Source organism: Pistricoccus aurantiacus (assembly GCF_007954585.1).
In the GTDB taxonomy this organism is placed as follows: Bacteria; Pseudomonadota; Gammaproteobacteria; order Pseudomonadales; family Halomonadaceae; genus Pistricoccus; species Pistricoccus aurantiacus.
The window spans coordinates 3,038,296-3,054,929 of the sequence record NZ_CP042382.1 but is presented as its reverse complement, the minus strand read 5'-3'; the positions used below and the strand labels follow the sequence as shown (position 1 = coordinate 3,054,929).

Genomic DNA, 16,634 nt, shown 5'->3' with positions numbered 1-16,634 from the left:
AGACGACAAGACGTAAAGGTGATTGCCATGACGCAACCTCTAGCCCTCGTGTTTCCCGGGCAAGGCTCTCAGCAGATCGGTATGCTGCGGGAACTGGCGGAGCGCTATAGCGTGGTGCGTACCACATTCGAGGAGGCCTCGAGTGTGCTGGGCTACGATCTTTGGCATCTGGTGCAAGAAGGACCGGAAGAGGAGCTCAACGCTACCGCCTGTACCCAGCCGGCGTTGCTGGCTGCCAGCGTCGCTGTTTGGCGAGTCTGGCAAGAACTCGAAGGTCCACGCCCCGGTGCCATGGCGGGACACAGTCTGGGGGAATACAGCGCCATGGTGTGTGCCGGCGCGCTGACCTTTCCGGAAGGCATCAGGCTGGTCAGGCTGCGGGGCGAAGCCATGCAGCAGGCGGTGCCTGCCGGCCAGGGCGCCATGGCGGCGATTCTCGGCCTGGAAGACGGTGTGGTGGAGCGCGTCTGTCAGGACGTGGCGACAGAAACCGGCGAGACGGTGGCAGCGGTCAACTACAACGCACCCGGGCAAGTCGTGATCGCCGGAAGTAAATCCGGGGTCGAGCGTGGGATCATCGCTTGCCAGGACGCGGGGGCCAAGCGTGCCATGAGCCTCCCGGTATCGGTACCTTCGCACTGCGCGCTGATGCGCCCGGCGGCGGAGCGTCTCGATGAGGCGATGAACGATATTGTCTTGAAATCGCCGCGTTACACGGTATTTCAGAACGTTGATGCGAAAGCGCATGAAGATGTCGATACGCTGCGTCAGCGTCTGGTGGAACAGCTGTATCAGCCGGTGCGCTGGACCGAGTGCGTACAGGCCATGCGCGGCCAAGGTGTCGAAGTATTCGTCGAGTGCGGCCCCGGCAAGGTGCTGACCGGCTTGGGCAAGCGCATTGATCGTAGTCTCAAGGGGGTGGCGGTCAACGATCCGGAAAGTCTTGAAAGTGCGCTGACCTTGGCCAGAAGCGTCCTGGTTCAGTAAGCTGGGCGGCCAATGATTCTCATGCCAGACTCCATGCCATGAGCGCATGGGGACAACACAAGAACGCTGTCACTGCGAGCAAAGGCAAATGAACGAAACGACGAAAGAAGCGCGAGTCGCCCTGGTGACCGGCGCGACTCGGGGTATCGGCCAGGCCATCGCCCGAGAGCTGGGTCATCAAGGGCGCATCGTGATCGGTACCGCGACCAGCGAAAGCGGCGCCGAGGCCATCGAGGCGGATCTCAAGAAACAGGGTATCCAAGGGGCCGGTCGTCGCCTGGACGTAACCGATCCCGCAAGCATCGAGACAGTGATCAAGCGCATCACCGAAGAATTCGGCGCGCCGACCATTCTGGTCAACAATGCGGGCATTACCCGAGACAATCTGCTGATGCGCATGAAGGAAGACGAATGGGACGCGGTGATCGACACCAATCTCAAGTCCGTCTACCGCGTCACCAAGGCCTGTCTTCGCGGCATGACCAAGGCGCGTTTCGGGCGCATTGTCAGCATCAGCTCCGTGGTGGCCACCATGGGCAACGCCGGTCAAAGCAACTACGCTGCAGCCAAGGCGGGCATGGAAGGATTTTCCCGCGCCTTGGCGCGAGAGCTGGCGGCCCGAAACATCACCGTCAATGCGGTGGCACCGGGGTTCATTGCCACGGACATGACCAAGGGTCTGCCGGAAGCCCAGCACGCGGCGCTGCTTGAGCAGATTCCGCTGTCCCGACTCGGAGAGCCTGCGGATATTGCCGCGGCGGTCGGCTTCCTGACCAGTGACGCCGCGAGCTACATCACCGGCGAAACGCTCAATGTCAACGGCGGCATGAACATGCGTTAATCCGAATCGGGTTTGATTGCGAGCTTAGGTTGCGAAGCCTTCAAGCGGTATATAAACTACTTCGCAGCTTACCGGGCTTACAGATCTATTCTATTCCAATAGCAGTACGGTTATCTTGAACGACTGGAGTGATAACGTAATGAGCACCATCGAAGAGCGCGTGAAGAAGGTTGTGGCCGAGCGGCTGAACGTCAAGGAAGAGGACATTCAGAACACCTCTTCCTTCACTGAAGATCTCGGCGCCGATTCTCTGGATACCGTCGAGTTGGTGATGGCGCTCGAAGAGGAATTCGATACCGAAATTCCCGACGAAGAGGCCGAGAAGATCACCACCGTTCAGGAAGCCATCGATTACGTCAACTCTCATCAGTAAGATCGATTGGTGAAGCGTAATGCGCTAATCGGCACGCCGGTCATCTAGGTGGCCGCTCCATGAAGCCGCTCTGGAAACAGAGCGGCTTCTGTATTATTGAAACACTGTGTAACGCGGGTTCTTGACCAGAGGCCGCTACCATTTTGCTGGAAAGCCTGGATTGACGAGGTGCAGCGCTGGTGTGTTCAGGTATACTTCTCCCAATGACGGCATCTCGCGTGACGCGCAGACGTGCCACCAAGGAAGTCTGGAGGAAAGCTGATGCCTCATAGAAGGGTCGTGGTGACCGGGCTCGGTCTAGTAACGCCGGTAGGCAATACCGTCAAGGAAAGCTGGGAAAGTATCCTGGCGGGCAAGAGCGGCATCGCTCCTATCGAGCACTTCGATACCGAGGGTTTCAATACCCGGTTCGGCGGTTCGGTAAAAGAATTTGATATTGCGCCTTACCTGAATCCCAAGGACGCGCGCAAGATGGATCTGTTCATTCAATACGGCATCGCGGCGGGGGCTCAAGCGGTCGCGGATGCGGGACTCGAGTGCACGGAAGAGAACGCCGAGCGTATCGGGGTGGCGATCGGCTCCGGCATCGGCGGTCTGCCGATGATCGAACACAACCATAACGTCATGCTCAAGGGTGGCCCGCGGCGCATTTCGCCCTTCTTCGTGCCCGGCTCCATCGTCAACATGATTTCAGGAAATCTGGCGATTCAGCACGGGTTTCGCGGCCCCAATATCGCGATTTCCACCGCCTGTACTACCGGCACGCACAATATCGGCTACAGCGCTCGTACCATTGCCTATGGCGATGCGGACGTGATGCTGTGCGGCGGGGCAGAAATGGCCACGACGCCGCTGGGGCTCGGCGGCTTTTCCGCGGCCCGGGCGCTGTCGACACGAAATGACGATCCCGCGGCGGCGAGCCGCCCCTGGGATCGCGACCGGGACGGTTTCGTGCTCTCCGATGGCGCCGGTGTCATGGTGCTTGAGGAGTATGAGCACGCGAAAGCGCGTGGCGCGACGATCTATGCGGAGCTCATCGGTTTCGGGATGAGCGACGATGCCCATCACATGACGGCACCGCCGGAAGACGGGCGCGGCGCGGCGCAGTCAATGACCAACGCCATTCGCGACGCGCAAGTCGATCCGGCGCGTATCGACTACATCAATGCCCACGGTACTTCCACCGCCGCTGGCGATCTCGCGGAAAGCCGCGCTGTCGAGCGCGTGCTGGGCGAAGCGTCCAGGTCCGTGGCAGTGAGTTCCACCAAGTCGATGATCGGTCATCTGCTGGGGGCGGCCGGCGCAGTGGAAGCGATATTCTGCGTGCTGGCGATTCGCGATCAAGTCGCGCCGCCTACCATCAACCTGGACAATCCCCAGCCGGGCTGCGATCTGGATTACGTGCCGCATCAGGCCCGACAGATGCGGATCGATACAGTGCTGTCCAACTCCTTCGGCTTTGGTGGCACCAACGGCTCGCTGATCTTCTCGCGAGTCTGATGTGCGGGACGGTGATCGGGCGCTGCCCTTCGACGACCGCGGGCTGAGTTATGGCGACGGCCTCTTTGAGACGGTGTTGGTGCGAGATGGCAAGCCGGTTCTCTGGGAAGAACATCTAGCGCGGCTCGAGGAAGGCTGTCGTCGGCTGGAATTGACCATGCCGAAGCCAGCGGACCTGAACGGGATTTTTGCAAATATACCGTTATTTCAGCAACCGCTGGCAGTACTCAAACTGATACTGACTCGAGGCAGCGGTGGTCGTGGCTACCGACCGCCCTGGCCGAGCGATTGCCGGCTGCGCTACCGTCTGACGCCTTTTTCGCCGGATGAAGAACGCTGGCATCGGGGCGTTCGTATTCGTCGCTGCTCGCTGCGTCTTGGCATTCAGCCACGTCTTGCTGGAATCAAGCATCTCAATCGTCTGGAAAATGTTCTGGCCCGCAGTGAATGGAACGACGACGCCATTGCAGAAGGCTTGCTGTGCGATAGCGACGGGCGGCTGGTGGAGGCAACCAGCATGAACCTGTTCTGGCAGCGTCAAGGTCGACTGGAGACACCCCGGCTCGATCGCTGCGGCGTGGCGGGTACCTTGCGCCAAGCGCTGCTGGACCGGTTGCCCATTCAGGAGGTAAACGCCGGTGTAGCGGTGCTTGAAGAGGCCGAGGCGCTCTGGCTTGGCAACTCGGTGCAGGGCATCTGGCCGGTCATCGCTCTGAACAATATCGATGGAACTGGGGGGCTGACCTGGGCCTTGAACGAGACACATCGCCATCTGCAGAATCATGCTCACCGGTTATTGGGTTATCCGCTGATTCAATCACCCCAACCTGGCGACGCAACCCCTTGAGTAGAGTAGAAAAAAACATGCCTGAGGAAGCGCCATGCGGCTAGTCAAGTTTCTTGTCGGGCTGGCGATACTGGTAGCGATAGCGGTCTTCGCGGCCTATCAGTACTGGCAGCATCGACTCGATGCGCCCATCGCGCTCGAAACCGCGCAGATTTACGAGGTGCCCGAGGGAGCCGGCTATCACCGGGTCGTCGATGAGCTGGTTACCCGGGGCATTCTCGAACATCGCTGGCCTTATCAGGTGCTGCTGCGTCTCGAGTCTCAATCGATACCTGCCTTGCGCGCCGGCGAGTTTCAGCTCGAACCTGGAATGTCCGGTCGTGAACTCATCGCGCTGCTGGGCAGCAATCGGGTCGTGACCTATACGCTTACCGTGCCGGAAGGCTGGACCTTCCGACAGATGCGCGAACGGCTTGCCAGGGCGCCGAAGCTCGCCAAGCCCGGCAGGGAAATGAGCGAAGCGCAAATCATGGCGGCGCTGGGGCAGCCGGGCATGTCCCCGGAAGGCTGGTTCTTTCCAGACACCTATCGGTACCGTAAAGGTGTCAGCGACCTGGATATTCTGAAACAGGCCTTCGAAAGTATGCAGGTCAGGCTGGACGAGATCTGGCGGGAGCGCGGCGAGAATCTGGCCATCGAAACCCCTTACGAAGCCCTGATCCTGGCATCGCTGATCGAGCGGGAAACCGGCGCGCCCGAGGAGCGACGAGAAATTGCCGGAGTCTTCATGCGCCGGCTTGAAAAAGGCATGCGCCTGCAGACGGATCCCACGGTGATCTACGGGCTGGGCGATGATTACGACGGCAATATCACCCGGGCAGATTTGCGCCGGCCTACGCCTTACAACACCTATGTCATCGAGGGATTGCCCCCTACGCCGATTGCCTTGCCGGGTCGCGCGGCGCTTGAAGCGGCGGTGAACCCCAAGCCCGGGGACAGCCTGTATTTCGTTGCCCGAGGCGACGGGACTCATCAGTTTTCGCGCAGCCTGAAAGAACATAACGCGGCGGTCAGGAAATACATCCTGAACCGCTGACTCGAGCCGAAAAGATCCGTCTTAATTCTTGACGTTCAGCGAGGAACCCGATGACTGCTCCCGGACGTTTCATCACGCTGGAAGGCGGCGAAGGCGTCGGCAAGACCACCAACATGGCCTGGCTATGCGGCTGGCTGGAAGCCCGGGGTGTTGAAGTGGAACGCACTCGTGAACCCGGTGGCACGCCGCGCGCCGAGGCGATCCGCGAACTCTTGCTGGACCCGGATTTCGATGAGCCCTTGGCTTCGGATGCGGAGCTGCTGTTGATGTTCGCCGCCCGGGCCCAGCATCTCGAGCAGCGCATCCGTCCGACGTTGGCACGCGGCGCCTGGGTGGTCTGCGATCGATTTACCGACGCCACCTTTGCCTATCAGGGCGGAGGACGAGGTCTCGATAGTAAGAGAATCGCCCTGCTGGAAACCTTCGTTCAGGGCGAACTGACCCCGGATCTCACCATTCTGCTCGATGCGCCTGTCGAAACGGCTCAGGCGCGAGTGACGTCGCGTCTGAAAGCGAAAGGTGGCCAGCGCGATCGCTTCGAACAAGAGCGTCAGGCGTTTTTCCGCCGTGTGCGCGAGGCCTATCTTTCCCGAGCCCGAGCGGAACCTGAGCGCTTTCTGGTGATCGATGCATCCGCGCCGCTGGAGCAGGTTCAACGCGCTCTGGAAAGCGGCCTCGAAACCCGGTTGGCGTGTTTATGATAGAGTCTTCAACGCTCACGAAAGAGCCATCAGCGTCCATGAAAGAGTCTTCATCGCAAGTCGCGATTCCGCTGCCCTGGCAGCAAGGAATCTGGCAACGCTTGATGGAGCTGCAGGAGCAGGGACGCTTTCCCCATGCATTGCTGCTGTCCGGCCCGGCGGGGGTAGGCGCGGTGCAGCTGGCGGAAGCTCTGGTGGCGCGGCTGCTGTGTCAGATGCCGGGAGAATTCGCCTGCGGGCATTGTCATGGCTGTGCCATGCTGGCCTCCGGTTATCATCCGGATCTGATGCGTGTACGGCCCTTGGAAAAAAGTCGGCAGATCCGTATCGATGTCATTCGCGAGGTCAACGACTTCGTTAACCAGACCGCTCAGCAGGGCGGTTATCGAATCATTACCCTCGAGCCCGCGGAAGCCATGAACCAGGCTGCGGCCAATGCCTTGCTCAAGAGCCTGGAAGAGCCGGGTGGACGCACCCTGTTTCTGCTGATGGCGGATATTCCCTCGCAAGTCCTGCCGACGATTCGCTCCCGCTGTCAGCAGTGGACCCTGCCGCTTCCGGAGCCGGAAGCTTGCCTGGGCTGGTTGGAAAAGCAGCTTGGCGACAAGGAAGAAGCCGAATTCTGGCTGCAGGTGGCCGGCGGCGAGCCGCTTCTGGCTCAGGCACTGGCATCCCCCCAGGCACGGGGCTTGCGCCAGGACATGCGTGAACTGTTCGATGCCCTTGTACGGGGTGGCGAGCCGGTGGCGGAGGCGGCGCGGCTGTCGGGGCAATCCGTCGATTCCATCCTGTGGTACGGTATTGCCTGGCTCGAGGATCTGATTCGCCTGGGACTCTCCGGCGATACTCGACGACTGCGCAATCCGGATCTGTTGCCCTTGTATCGTCAGGCGGTAAAGAATGCCCGGGTGAGAGACTGGTTTCGTCTGCTGGACTATGCCCGAGAGCAGCGTCGACTGCTGGCTCAGGGCGCCAACCCTAATCCGCCGCTGGTGCTGGAGGCCTGGCTGATTCGCTGGTCGGCGCTGTTGCGTTCTTAAGGAGAACGAGAGATGGCGAAACACAAGATTTTATCTTTGAAGATTCGCGATACTTCCATGCTGCTGGCGGTCTATATGCCGTTCGTGGAGCACGGCGGCATCTTCGTGCCCACCAAAGAGCATTATCAGCTAGGTGAAGAGGTTCTGCTGTCCTTGACCTTGCCGGAAGAGCAGGAGGAGATAATAGAGGTAGGAGGGCGGGTTGCCTGGATATCGCCTCTTGGTGTTTCCGGACGTCGCATACCCGGTATTGGGGTGCATTTTCATCACGAGAGCCAAAACATCTGCGATCGCATCGAAACCCTGCTGGCGGGTAAGCTGGATCGAGGCACCGTTACCTATACGCTATAACCACTTCTTCGAGTCGATTCGAATAAAGCTCTCGAAAAATCATCAGGAACTCCGATGTTCGTAGACTCCCACTGCCATCTCGACCGTCTCGATCTAAGCGCCCACGCGGGGGACTTGAACGCCGCTCTCGAGGCGGCTCGCACGCGGCGCGTGCGCCAGTTCCTCGCTATCGCCGTTACCCTGGATGACGTTCCCGCCCTGGCAGAACTAGCGCGCCGACAGCCGGACGTGACGATTTCCGCCGGCATCCATCCGATGCAAGTGCTGGAAGAAGAGCCGGATATCGAGGCTATCAAGGAGGTGGCGGAGACGCATGAGGTGGTCGCCATCGGCGAGACCGGTCTCGACTATCACTATGACCGAGTGCCTCGGGAGCGCCAGCGGGAGCGTTTCGCCAACCAGTTGATTGCCGCCCGGGAGCTCGAGCTGCCGGTGATCGTGCATACCCGTGAGGCCAAGGAGGATACCCTGGCCTTGATCCGCGAGCATAGCGACCCTCGAGTCGGCGGTGTGCTGCACTGTTTTACCGAGGACATCGACATGGCTCGGGAAGCGGTACGGCTGGGCTTCTATATTTCGCTTTCCGGCATTATCACTTTTCATAGCGCCGGGAAACTGCGGGAACTGGCGGCCAGGCTGCCGTTGGATCGCCTGCTGATCGAGACGGACAGTCCCTATCTTGCGCCGGTGCCACATCGTGGCAAGCCCAACGAGCCCCAGTGGGTGGTGGAAGTGGCGGAAGCCATTGCCAAGGAGCGCGCTATCAGCGTCGATGAAGTAGCGATGCAGACTACCGCGAATTTTTACCGGCTGTTTCGCCAGGCGGTACCCCAGGCGCCGGAAAGTCTGCGTCAAGCCCTGGCCGGCGCCGGCCTGGTATAGCGTGTTCCCCGACAGCCTTGAGCGTGTCTTGTATCAGCCTTGGGGGTATCTTGTATGAACTCCTGGGGTATTTCATTTCAGCGGAAGGAGAGCTCATGACGTCATCTCCCAAGCGTCCCGATCTCGATTCACTGCTGGCGCCAATGGAGGGAGCCACGTCCAATCCACCGCTTGAGCAGTGGCATCCGCCGCTGTCCGGCGACATGGATCTGGTCATCGACCGCCAGGGCAACTGGCACCACGACGGCAGCGTCATGCGCCGCCCTCAACTGGTGCGGCTGCTGGCGACGTTATTGCGTCGTGAAGCGGACGGCGATTATTACCTGGTGACCCCGGCGGAGAAGTGGCGTCTTCGGGTCGAGGATCGTCCGCTCGTGATCGTCGATGCAGCGCACGATACGAAAGAGGACGCCTGGTGGCTCGTCACCTCGCTCGGCGATCGGCTGCGTCTGGACGAGAGTCATTTCATGAGTCTCAGCGAGATGCCAGAGGGCGATACGCTTCCGGAGGTTGTGGTGCGTCACGGGCTGGGAGCGCGGCTCAATCGCAACGTCTTCTACCGTCTGGTGGAGCAGGCGGAGCAGCGCGAGACGCCGGAAGGAGTGGAATTGGGCCTGACCAGCGGCGGCGCCTGGCATCCGTTGGGCCGAGTCGATCGCGACGCTTCGTGAAGCCGACCGCTCATCTGACCGCCCAACAGCGAGCGGTAGTGACCCATGGCAGCGGGCATGCGCGGGTGGCGGCGGTGGCCGGGGCCGGCAAGACCACGACGCTGGTTGCCCGGGTGCTGCATCTGCTGGCGGAGGGTGTCCCGCCCCGGCGCATGCTGGTGCTGATGTTCAACCGGGCGGCGAAGGATGATTTCACCGCCAAGCTGACACGCCTGGCTCCTCCCGGCATGGCGCTGCCGGACGTGCGTACCTTTCACTCCCTGGGCCATCGCCTGACCCAAAGCCTGACCCGCTGGGGGGCGCTGACGCCGCGACAGCTTCTCAGCGCGGACTGGCAGCGAGAGCGATTGCTGCGCCAAGCCATACAGCAGGTGTTGAGCGCTGATTCCGCGCGTCTGGAAACTGCCCTGGAGCCGGAGCGCCTCGAGGCCTGCGGTCAGTTTTGCGAACTGGTGAAGGCGGAAATGCTGCCGCCGCGCACCCTGTTGGCCAATACGGACTTCGGTGCGGATACCGAATATTTTGTCGAGGCTTTCAAGACGCTGGAAACGCTGCTGGATGATCAGGGGCTGATGACCTACGCGGATCTTCTCTATCGCCCGCTGCGGGTGCTGGAAGCCAACGCCGAGTGGCGTAGCCGCGTGCAAGGCTTTCTCGATCATGTGATCGTCGACGAATACCAGGATAGCAACACGGCACAGCAGCGGCTGCTCAAGGTGTTGGCGGGCTCTCAGGCGGCAGTGATGGCGGTGGGGGACGCCAATCAATGTATCTACGAGTGGCGAGGCGCGCATCCTCAGGCAATGCTGGAGGGCTTTACTGCCCTGTTCGGCGAAGCTCAAGACTATCCCTTGTCGATGACCTTTCGTCACGGCCACGCCCTGGCCCTGGCGGCCAATCAGGCGATCGCCGCCAATCGCGGGCGACCGGATCAGCTATGTCTGGCCCGGCCGGACAATCCCAGCACCGAGCTGCGGCTCGGGGAGGGCGGCGCCTCGCTGCTCGAGACCCTGGCGGACTGGCGCAAGCAGGGCCGTGCCCTGGGGGACAGCTGCGTTCTGGTGCGTAGCTGGGGGCTTTCCGTGGCGCTGCAGCTGATCCTGATGCGCGAGGGCATTCCCTATCGTCTGTCCCGGGAGGACCGCTTCGTTTTCCGCCTGCCGCTGGTTCAGGCCCTCGCCGGCTATCTGATGCTGGTGCGCGATCCAAGCCTGCTGCGGGATCCCGACCATCTACTGCTGCTGCTGTCTCAGCCGACGCCTTTCGTGGCCCGGGAGCGCCTTGCCCTGCTGGCGCAGCGTCTGGCAAGTCTCCAGCAATGGCCGGAAAACGGCGATAGTCTGTTGGAGAGTCTGGCGCCTCGGCAGCGGCGTAACCTCAAGAAACGCTGGGCCTTGCTGTGCGAGCTTCCTCGGCTTGGCCACTGGCCCGCGGCCAAGCTGCTGAGCCACGTGGTCGAGCGGCTCGATGCGGAAAAGGTGCTCAAGCGCGCCGCCGCCAGACGCGAGAAGGGCGAGGAGGACGTGCGCCTGCTGGACGTGCTGATCGAGCAGGCCAAAGAGCAGTCCGGCGATCTTTCGAGCTTCATCGATCTGTTGCGGCGCCCCATGGAAAATCATCGTGAGGGGCTCCTGATCACGACGGTACACGGTGCCAAGGGGCTGGAATGGCCGCTGGTCATGCTGTGGGGCGTCAACGAGGAGGATTTTCCGCACTATAGCCGCGACAATCCTTTGAATCGAATGCGCCTGGAGGAGGAGCGGCGTCTGTTCTACGTTGCCATCACCCGGGCCAGGGAGCGGCTGGTGGTGATTCACGACAACGGCGAGCACCGACCCAGTCGCTTCCTGAACGAAGTCGCCTGGAAGGATTGTCAGCGGGTTGCCGACCTGCTGCGATTGCCGTCTCGGCCAGCGGCGGCCCAGGACGCTGAATCGGAAACCGTGCTGGAGACCCGGGAGCCGGAGCTGGTCGAGCGCTATCTGACTGCGATTCAGGCGCCGCCGGGGTTGAAGATCAAACCCCTGGATCGAGTCGAGCATTCTCGGGTAGGCTATTTCGTGTCGTCGCTTACCACTTTTGATATCGGCCAGCGGATTCGTCATGCGGTATTCGGAGAAGGTGAAATCCAGGGCATCGAAGGCGACCCGGATAACCCGGTTCTCGAGGTGCGTTTCCAGCGCGCCGGGCGCCGGCGGCTAGTCGCGAAATACGCCCCCATGGAAGCCATGTAAAAGTCTTGCAAGGAGAAAACCGATGAGCGACGTATTGATTGAACCAGGTGAACTGCATCGCTGGCTCGAGGAAGGGCAGGCGGTAACGATTCTGGACTGCCGCACGCGCCTGAACGACCGGGAAGCCGGCCGGCGGCTATGGCAAGAGGGGCGTATCCCGGGAAGTCGGCATCTCGACCTGGATCGAGACATGGCGTCGACGCCGGGTGAGAGAGGTCGCCATCCGCTGCCTTCACCGAAGCATTTCACCACCACGCTGCAGCGCCTTGGCGTGGATGAGCAAACGCCGGTGGTCGTGTATGACGATTGCGGCGGTCAGCTTGCTGCAGCAAGGGCCTGGTGGATGCTGGCCTGCTGGGCGAATCATCCCCGGGTTAGCGTGCTGGATGGCGGACTCGACGCTTGGCGGGAGGAAGGCTTTGCCCTGAACGACCAGGCTATCCCGGTAAAGTCCAGCGACTGGCAGCCGGAATTCGACCCCGGCGCCTGGGTGGATGCGGATCAGGTGGCAAGTTCCTCCACGTTGAAGCTCGATGTCAGGGGCCCAGAGCGATTTAGCGGCGATCGGGAGCCCATGGACCCGAAGGCCGGGCATATCCCCGGCGCCTTGAATCGTCCCGGCGGCGAGAATCTGCGCCAGGACGGCCGTTTCAAGTCACCGGAGGTTTTGGCGGATGAGTTGTCGAATCTGCATCAAGGGTCGGGGATAGGCCAGGACAGCATCGTGTATTGCGGCTCCGGCGTTGCTGCCTGCCATACCATCCTGGCCTGCGCCGTTGCCGGCAAGCCCCTGCCGAAACTCTATGTCGGCTCCTGGAGCGAGTGGAGCCAACGACCCGAGCGGGGAATCGCTACCGGCGATTGACGTTACATATTCTGATAACTCACATATTAGGGTAGTTGGGCCCGCCACCCCCTTCCGGCGGTACCCAGGTAATATTCTGCGCCGGATCCTTGATATCGCAGGTCTTGCAATGAACGCAGTTCTGGAAATTGATCTGGAACTGCGGCTTGCCGTCGTCGCCTTCCACCACTTCATAGACCCCTACCGGGCAATAGCGGGTTGCCGGCTCGTCATACTTCGGCAGGTTGTCGCGAATCGGGATTTCCGGATCCGTAAGCTTCAGATGGCAGGGCTGGTCTTCCTCGTGATTGGTATTGGACAGATACACCGAGGACGTCTTGTCGAAGGAGAGTTTGCCGTCCGGCTTGGGATAGTCGATCTTCTCGTGCTTTGATGCCTCTTCCAGTTTGGCGTAATCCGCGGTGGTGTCGTGAAGCTTCGGCAGCTTGCCGCCAATCAGCTGGTCGAGGAAGTTGTAGGCGCCGCCCATGAAGGTGCCGTACTTGTGAATCGCCGGGCCGAAGCTGGCGCTTTCCTTGAGTTCCTGATAGGCCCAGCTGGCTTCCCAGCGCTGGGTAAAGTCGCTGAGTTCGCTACCGCCCTCATCGCCTTTCTGCAGAGCATCGAAAACACTTTCCGCCGCCAGCAGCCCGGATTTCATCGCCGTGTGCAAGCCCTTGATCTTGGAAAAATTCAGGGTGCCCGCGTCGCAGCCGATCAACAGCCCGCCCGGGAAGGTCATCTTCGGCAGACAGTTGAAGCCGCCCTTGGTAAGGGCCCGCGCCCCGTAGGCCACGCGCTTACCGCCTTCCAGGTGCCGCTTGATCACCGGATGATGTTTCATGCGCTGAAATTCATCGAACGGAGAGAGATAGGGATTCTGATAGGAGAGATCCATGATCAGGCCGACCATCACCTGTTGGTCCTCGCCATGATAGAGAAACCAGCCGCCGTGGGTGTTCTTGTCCAGGGGCCAGCCGGAACCGTGCAATACCAGCCCAGGCTCGTACTGATCCTCGGGAATGTCCCAGAGCTCCTTGATGCCGATGCCGTAATGCTGGGGGTCACATCCCTCGTTCAGCTTGAACTTGGTGATCAGGCGCTTGCCCAGATGCCCGCGGCTGCCTTCGGCAAACAGGGTGTACTTGGCCCGCAGTTCCATACCCGGCATGTAGCCGTCCTTGGGCTGTCCCTTGGCATCTATCCCCATATCGCCGGTCACGATGCCCGCCACCGCGCCATTGTCGTCATACAATACGTCTTGAGCGGCGAAACCGGGAAATATCTCCACGCCCAGTTCCTCTGCCTGCTCTCCCAGCCAACGGGTCAGATTGCCGGCGCTGATCACGTAGTTATCGAACCCCTTGCCGACGTTGTGCATGGTCTTGGGTACCAGGGCGTCCGGCAGCTTCTGCGCCTTCTCGGCGTCCTTGAGCAGATAGACCTCGTCCCGGGTCGCCGGGGTATTCAAGGGCGCGCCGCGCTCCTTCCAATCCGGAAACAGCTCCGTCAGGGCACGCGCTTCAAATACCGCGCCGGAGAGAATATGCGCGCCGACTTCCGAACCCTTTTCCACCACGCATACGGATAGCTCACGCTCTTTTTCGTTGGCCTGTTGCATCAGCCGACAGGCCGCCGCCAGTCCGGCCGGCCCGGCACCCACGATGACGACATCAAACTCCATGGATTCGCGTTCGACTTCTTCCATCTGCAATCTCCTCGGTCGGTTGGCTCATCAAGGCGATGTTTGCCGTGTCGAGAGCCACTCGTACTCGTCATGTTGAAACGGTCGTTTGCTTTTATGCTTATCATCAGGCTCAACGATAGCCAAAAAAGCCTGCAGATTCGATCCTTCCTTCGCCTCAGCCTAGAGTTCTCGGTGCTTCCTCAGCCATGCCCGGGTGGGAGACCACGTCAGCTGCCAACGAAAGTTGTCTTTCGGCGGCTGTGGAGGACGCTGGTTTTACCGTGCTCCTTGCCAGTAGTCTGAAGTAACCGCGCCAATGCCATGATGAGTTGATAAGTTCGGTAGCTGATGTGTCCGGTGCGCGTAATGCAAATCGATAGTGCACCCTATTACAAGCACCTTCCGCGCGCACTGTTTACCTTGTATAGGTACCAGCGATTTTTATCAGGCTGGTAAAAACAGTAAAGAATGATGAAATTCATCGAGAGAACGCATTTCTCTTATGATTTTGAGCGGGATTTTCTATGTGAAAGCGGAACAATAACAAGCCAAGAATGGGTATTACCGTAGTAAAAACAATATTGAGGAATGATTATGCCCGATCTTCGAGTCGCCGTTGATGCTGGCGGAACCTTTACAGATGTGTGTATTTACAACTCATCTACTCAGGATTTTCATGTCACCAAAGTGCCTTCAACACCGAATAATCCCATGCAAGCCGTGCTGGATGGCGTCAAGCGTGGAGAGATTGATCTAGCAGATGTCGAATTGTTTTTTCACGGCACGACCGTTGCCACCAATGCGCTGATCACTCGCCGGTTCCCCAAGGCGGCCCTGGTCACCACCAGGGGATTTCGCGATGTGATCGAAATCCGTGATGGAACAAAAGATAACCTCTGGGATGCCTACCAGGACGTCAGTGGCCCCTACATTCGCCGGCGCGACCGCTTCGAGGTGACCGAGCGTGTCGACTACGCTGGACAGATAGTGACGCCACTGGATGAACAGGAGGCCCGCACCCTGGCCCGCAAGCTCAAGCGCCGTGGCGCCACGACGATAGCGGTGTGCTTTATCAACTCCTATGCCAACGTGTGCAACGAGCTGCGCATGCGGGAGATTCTGGAGGAGGAGATCCCGGGGGCCAACGTCTCCACCTCATCGGAAATCCTGCCCGAAATATTCGAACACGACCGTTTCAATACCGCTGTGGCGAATACGGTGCTGGGGCCCTTGGTGTCGGACTACGTCAAGCAGCTCGACGATGAGTTGACCGCAGGAGGCTACGTCAACGATCTGTTGCTGCTGCACTCCGGCGGCGGCTCGATGACGCCCGCCATGGCGAAACATTTTCCTGTTCGCCTGGCGGCCTCGGGTATCGCGGCGGGCGCCATTGCCGCCAAGCATGTCGCCGCGCAGTGCGGGTATCGGAATGCCGTCGGACTGGATATGGGTGGCACCTCCACCGACATTTCGCTGATCAACGGCGGTGAGCTGCGTGTGACCCGGCAGTGGGGCGTGGAGTACGGACATCCCATCGTGTTCCCGAGCATCGAGGTGCTGACCGTCGGCGCCGGCGGCGGCTCGCTGGCGCATATCGACATTGCCGGCGCCCTTCGCAACGGGCCGCAGTCCGCCGGGGCCGATCCGGGGCCGGCCTGCTACGATCGAGGCGGCACGGAGCCGACCAATACCGATGCCAGCCTGGCGCTGAATCGCCTGGGCACCAGCCTGGCCGGCGGGGCGCTCGAACTGAATCGGGCCAGGGCGACACAGATCATCGATGAGCGTATCGGCCAGCCCCTGTCCCTGAGCACGGCCGAGGCGGCTCAGGCGATTCTCAAGGTGGCGAATGCCAACATGGCCGATGCGGTGCGGCTGGTATCGATCCGCCGCGGCCTGGATCCACGTGACTTCGCCCTGATTGCCTTTGGCGGTGCCGGCGCGCTGCATGGCGCCGGGGTAGCCAGGGAGCTGGGCATTCCGGTGGTGATCGTGCCGCCTAGCCCGGGGGTGACGTCGGCGATGGGCTGCCTTCTGGTGGATATTCAGCATGACCTCTCGGTGATGTACACCGTGGTCGCCAGCAGTGCTGACCTGGACGACCTCAACCGCCAGTTCCGGTCGCTTGAGGAGGAGGCGGTGGATCGGCTGCATCATGAAGGCGTCGCCGATGCGGATGTGGTGCTGCAGCGGGGTATTTCGATGCGCTATCAGGGGCAGTGGCGTTCCCTGCAGGTGTCGATGGGCAGCGGCGAGACGGCGCTTGAGGAAGCGATTGAAAGCTTCCACCAGGAGCATGAGCGGCATTTCTCATTCCGCCAGAACGCGCTGCCCGTTGAGATCTACCAGCTTCACCTGCGCGCCGTGGGCAAGACGCCCAAGCCGACCTTTGCGCGCAGTGAGCGGGTGTCGAATGCGCAGGCGGAACCGCACTCGCATCGCGAGGTGTTCTTCGACGACAGGTGGTACAAGACGCCGATCTACGACCGGGAAGCCCTGCCGGTGGGTTTCGAGTTCACCGGCCCCGCCATCATCGATCAGCTGGACGCCACCACCGTGGTGCCGCCGGATACCGCAGCGTCGATCGATGAATGGAAGAATATCCGTATTCAACTGGTTCAAGCCGGAGAGGAAGCATGA

At 60.8% G+C, this 16,634-nt stretch carries 15 protein-coding genes; 14 read left to right on the top strand and 1 reads right to left on the bottom strand.

Annotation, left to right across the window (positions count from 1 at the left end):
* Nucleotides 1-27: 27 nt before the first annotated feature.
* From fabD to FGL86_RS14365, 13 genes are all read left to right on the top strand, one after another.
* Nucleotides 28-987: an ACP S-malonyltransferase gene (gene fabD, locus FGL86_RS14425; protein ID WP_147185234.1), complete on the top strand. Its 960-nt coding sequence runs from the start codon at nucleotides 28-30 to the stop codon at nucleotides 985-987.
* A gap of 88 nt (nucleotides 988-1,075) precedes the next feature.
* Nucleotides 1,076-1,828, top strand: coding sequence for a 3-oxoacyl-ACP reductase FabG (fabG, locus tag FGL86_RS14420; RefSeq protein WP_147185232.1), 753 nt, complete (start codon nucleotides 1,076-1,078; stop codon nucleotides 1,826-1,828).
* A 139-nt stretch (nucleotides 1,829-1,967) separates the two neighbouring features.
* Complete coding sequence (acpP, locus tag FGL86_RS14415) at nucleotides 1,968-2,201, top strand: acyl carrier protein (RefSeq protein ID WP_147185230.1); 234 nt, start codon at nucleotides 1,968-1,970, stop codon at nucleotides 2,199-2,201.
* Nucleotides 2,202-2,462: 261 nt separating this feature from the next.
* A complete protein-coding gene (gene fabF / locus FGL86_RS14410; protein WP_147185229.1) occupies nucleotides 2,463-3,701 on the top strand; it encodes a beta-ketoacyl-ACP synthase II in 1,239 nt (412 codons plus the stop codon).
* 1 nt (nucleotide 3,702) lies between these two features.
* Nucleotides 3,703-4,548, top strand: a complete 846-nt coding sequence (pabC, locus tag FGL86_RS14405) for an aminodeoxychorismate lyase (protein ID WP_147185227.1) — start codon at nucleotides 3,703-3,705, stop codon at nucleotides 4,546-4,548.
* A 34-nt stretch (nucleotides 4,549-4,582) separates the two neighbouring features.
* Nucleotides 4,583-5,584 (top strand): endolytic transglycosylase MltG, encoded by a 1,002-nt coding sequence (gene mltG / locus FGL86_RS14400; RefSeq protein ID WP_147185225.1) that lies wholly within the window; start codon nucleotides 4,583-4,585, stop codon nucleotides 5,582-5,584.
* Nucleotides 5,585-5,634: 50 nt separating this feature from the next.
* Nucleotides 5,635-6,285 (top strand): dTMP kinase, encoded by a 651-nt coding sequence (tmk, locus tag FGL86_RS14395; RefSeq protein WP_147185224.1) that lies wholly within the window; start codon nucleotides 5,635-5,637, stop codon nucleotides 6,283-6,285.
* A 38-nt stretch (nucleotides 6,286-6,323) separates the two neighbouring features.
* A complete protein-coding gene (locus FGL86_RS14390; RefSeq protein WP_147185222.1) occupies nucleotides 6,324-7,325 on the top strand; it encodes a DNA polymerase III subunit delta' in 1,002 nt (333 codons plus the stop codon).
* 12 nt (nucleotides 7,326-7,337) lie between these two features.
* The gene (locus FGL86_RS14385) at nucleotides 7,338-7,676 is read left to right on the top strand and encodes a PilZ domain-containing protein (protein WP_147185221.1); all 339 of its coding nucleotides are present in this window, start codon (nucleotides 7,338-7,340) and stop codon (nucleotides 7,674-7,676) included.
* Nucleotides 7,677-7,730: 54 nt separating this feature from the next.
* Complete coding sequence (locus FGL86_RS14380) at nucleotides 7,731-8,558, top strand: TatD family hydrolase (RefSeq protein ID WP_147185220.1); 828 nt, start codon at nucleotides 7,731-7,733, stop codon at nucleotides 8,556-8,558.
* Between the two features lie 95 nt (nucleotides 8,559-8,653).
* Nucleotides 8,654-9,229 (top strand): DUF1285 domain-containing protein, encoded by a 576-nt coding sequence (locus FGL86_RS14375; RefSeq protein ID WP_186764414.1) that lies wholly within the window; start codon nucleotides 8,654-8,656, stop codon nucleotides 9,227-9,229.
* Nucleotides 9,226-11,463: an ATP-dependent helicase gene (locus tag FGL86_RS14370; protein ID WP_246131650.1), complete on the top strand. Its 2,238-nt coding sequence runs from the start codon at nucleotides 9,226-9,228 to the stop codon at nucleotides 11,461-11,463. The genes FGL86_RS14375 and FGL86_RS14370 overlap by 4 nt, the downstream gene beginning before the upstream one ends.
* 22 nt (nucleotides 11,464-11,485) lie before the next feature.
* Complete coding sequence (locus FGL86_RS14365; protein WP_147185219.1) at nucleotides 11,486-12,328, top strand: sulfurtransferase; 843 nt, start codon at nucleotides 11,486-11,488, stop codon at nucleotides 12,326-12,328.
* A gap of 19 nt (nucleotides 12,329-12,347) precedes the next feature.
* Here FGL86_RS14365 and FGL86_RS14360 read toward each other — a convergent pair whose 3' ends face one another.
* Nucleotides 12,348-14,015 carry an electron transfer flavoprotein-ubiquinone oxidoreductase gene (locus tag FGL86_RS14360; RefSeq protein ID WP_147185218.1) on the bottom strand — a complete coding sequence of 556 codons (1,668 nt, stop codon included), beginning with the start codon at nucleotides 14,013-14,015 and terminating at the stop codon, nucleotides 12,348-12,350.
* A 567-nt stretch (nucleotides 14,016-14,582) separates the two neighbouring features.
* On the opposite strand from FGL86_RS14360, the gene FGL86_RS14355 reads away from it, so the two are divergent.
* Entirely contained in the window at nucleotides 14,583-16,634 is a 2,052-nt protein-coding gene (locus tag FGL86_RS14355) for a hydantoinase/oxoprolinase family protein (RefSeq protein ID WP_342780043.1), read from the top strand.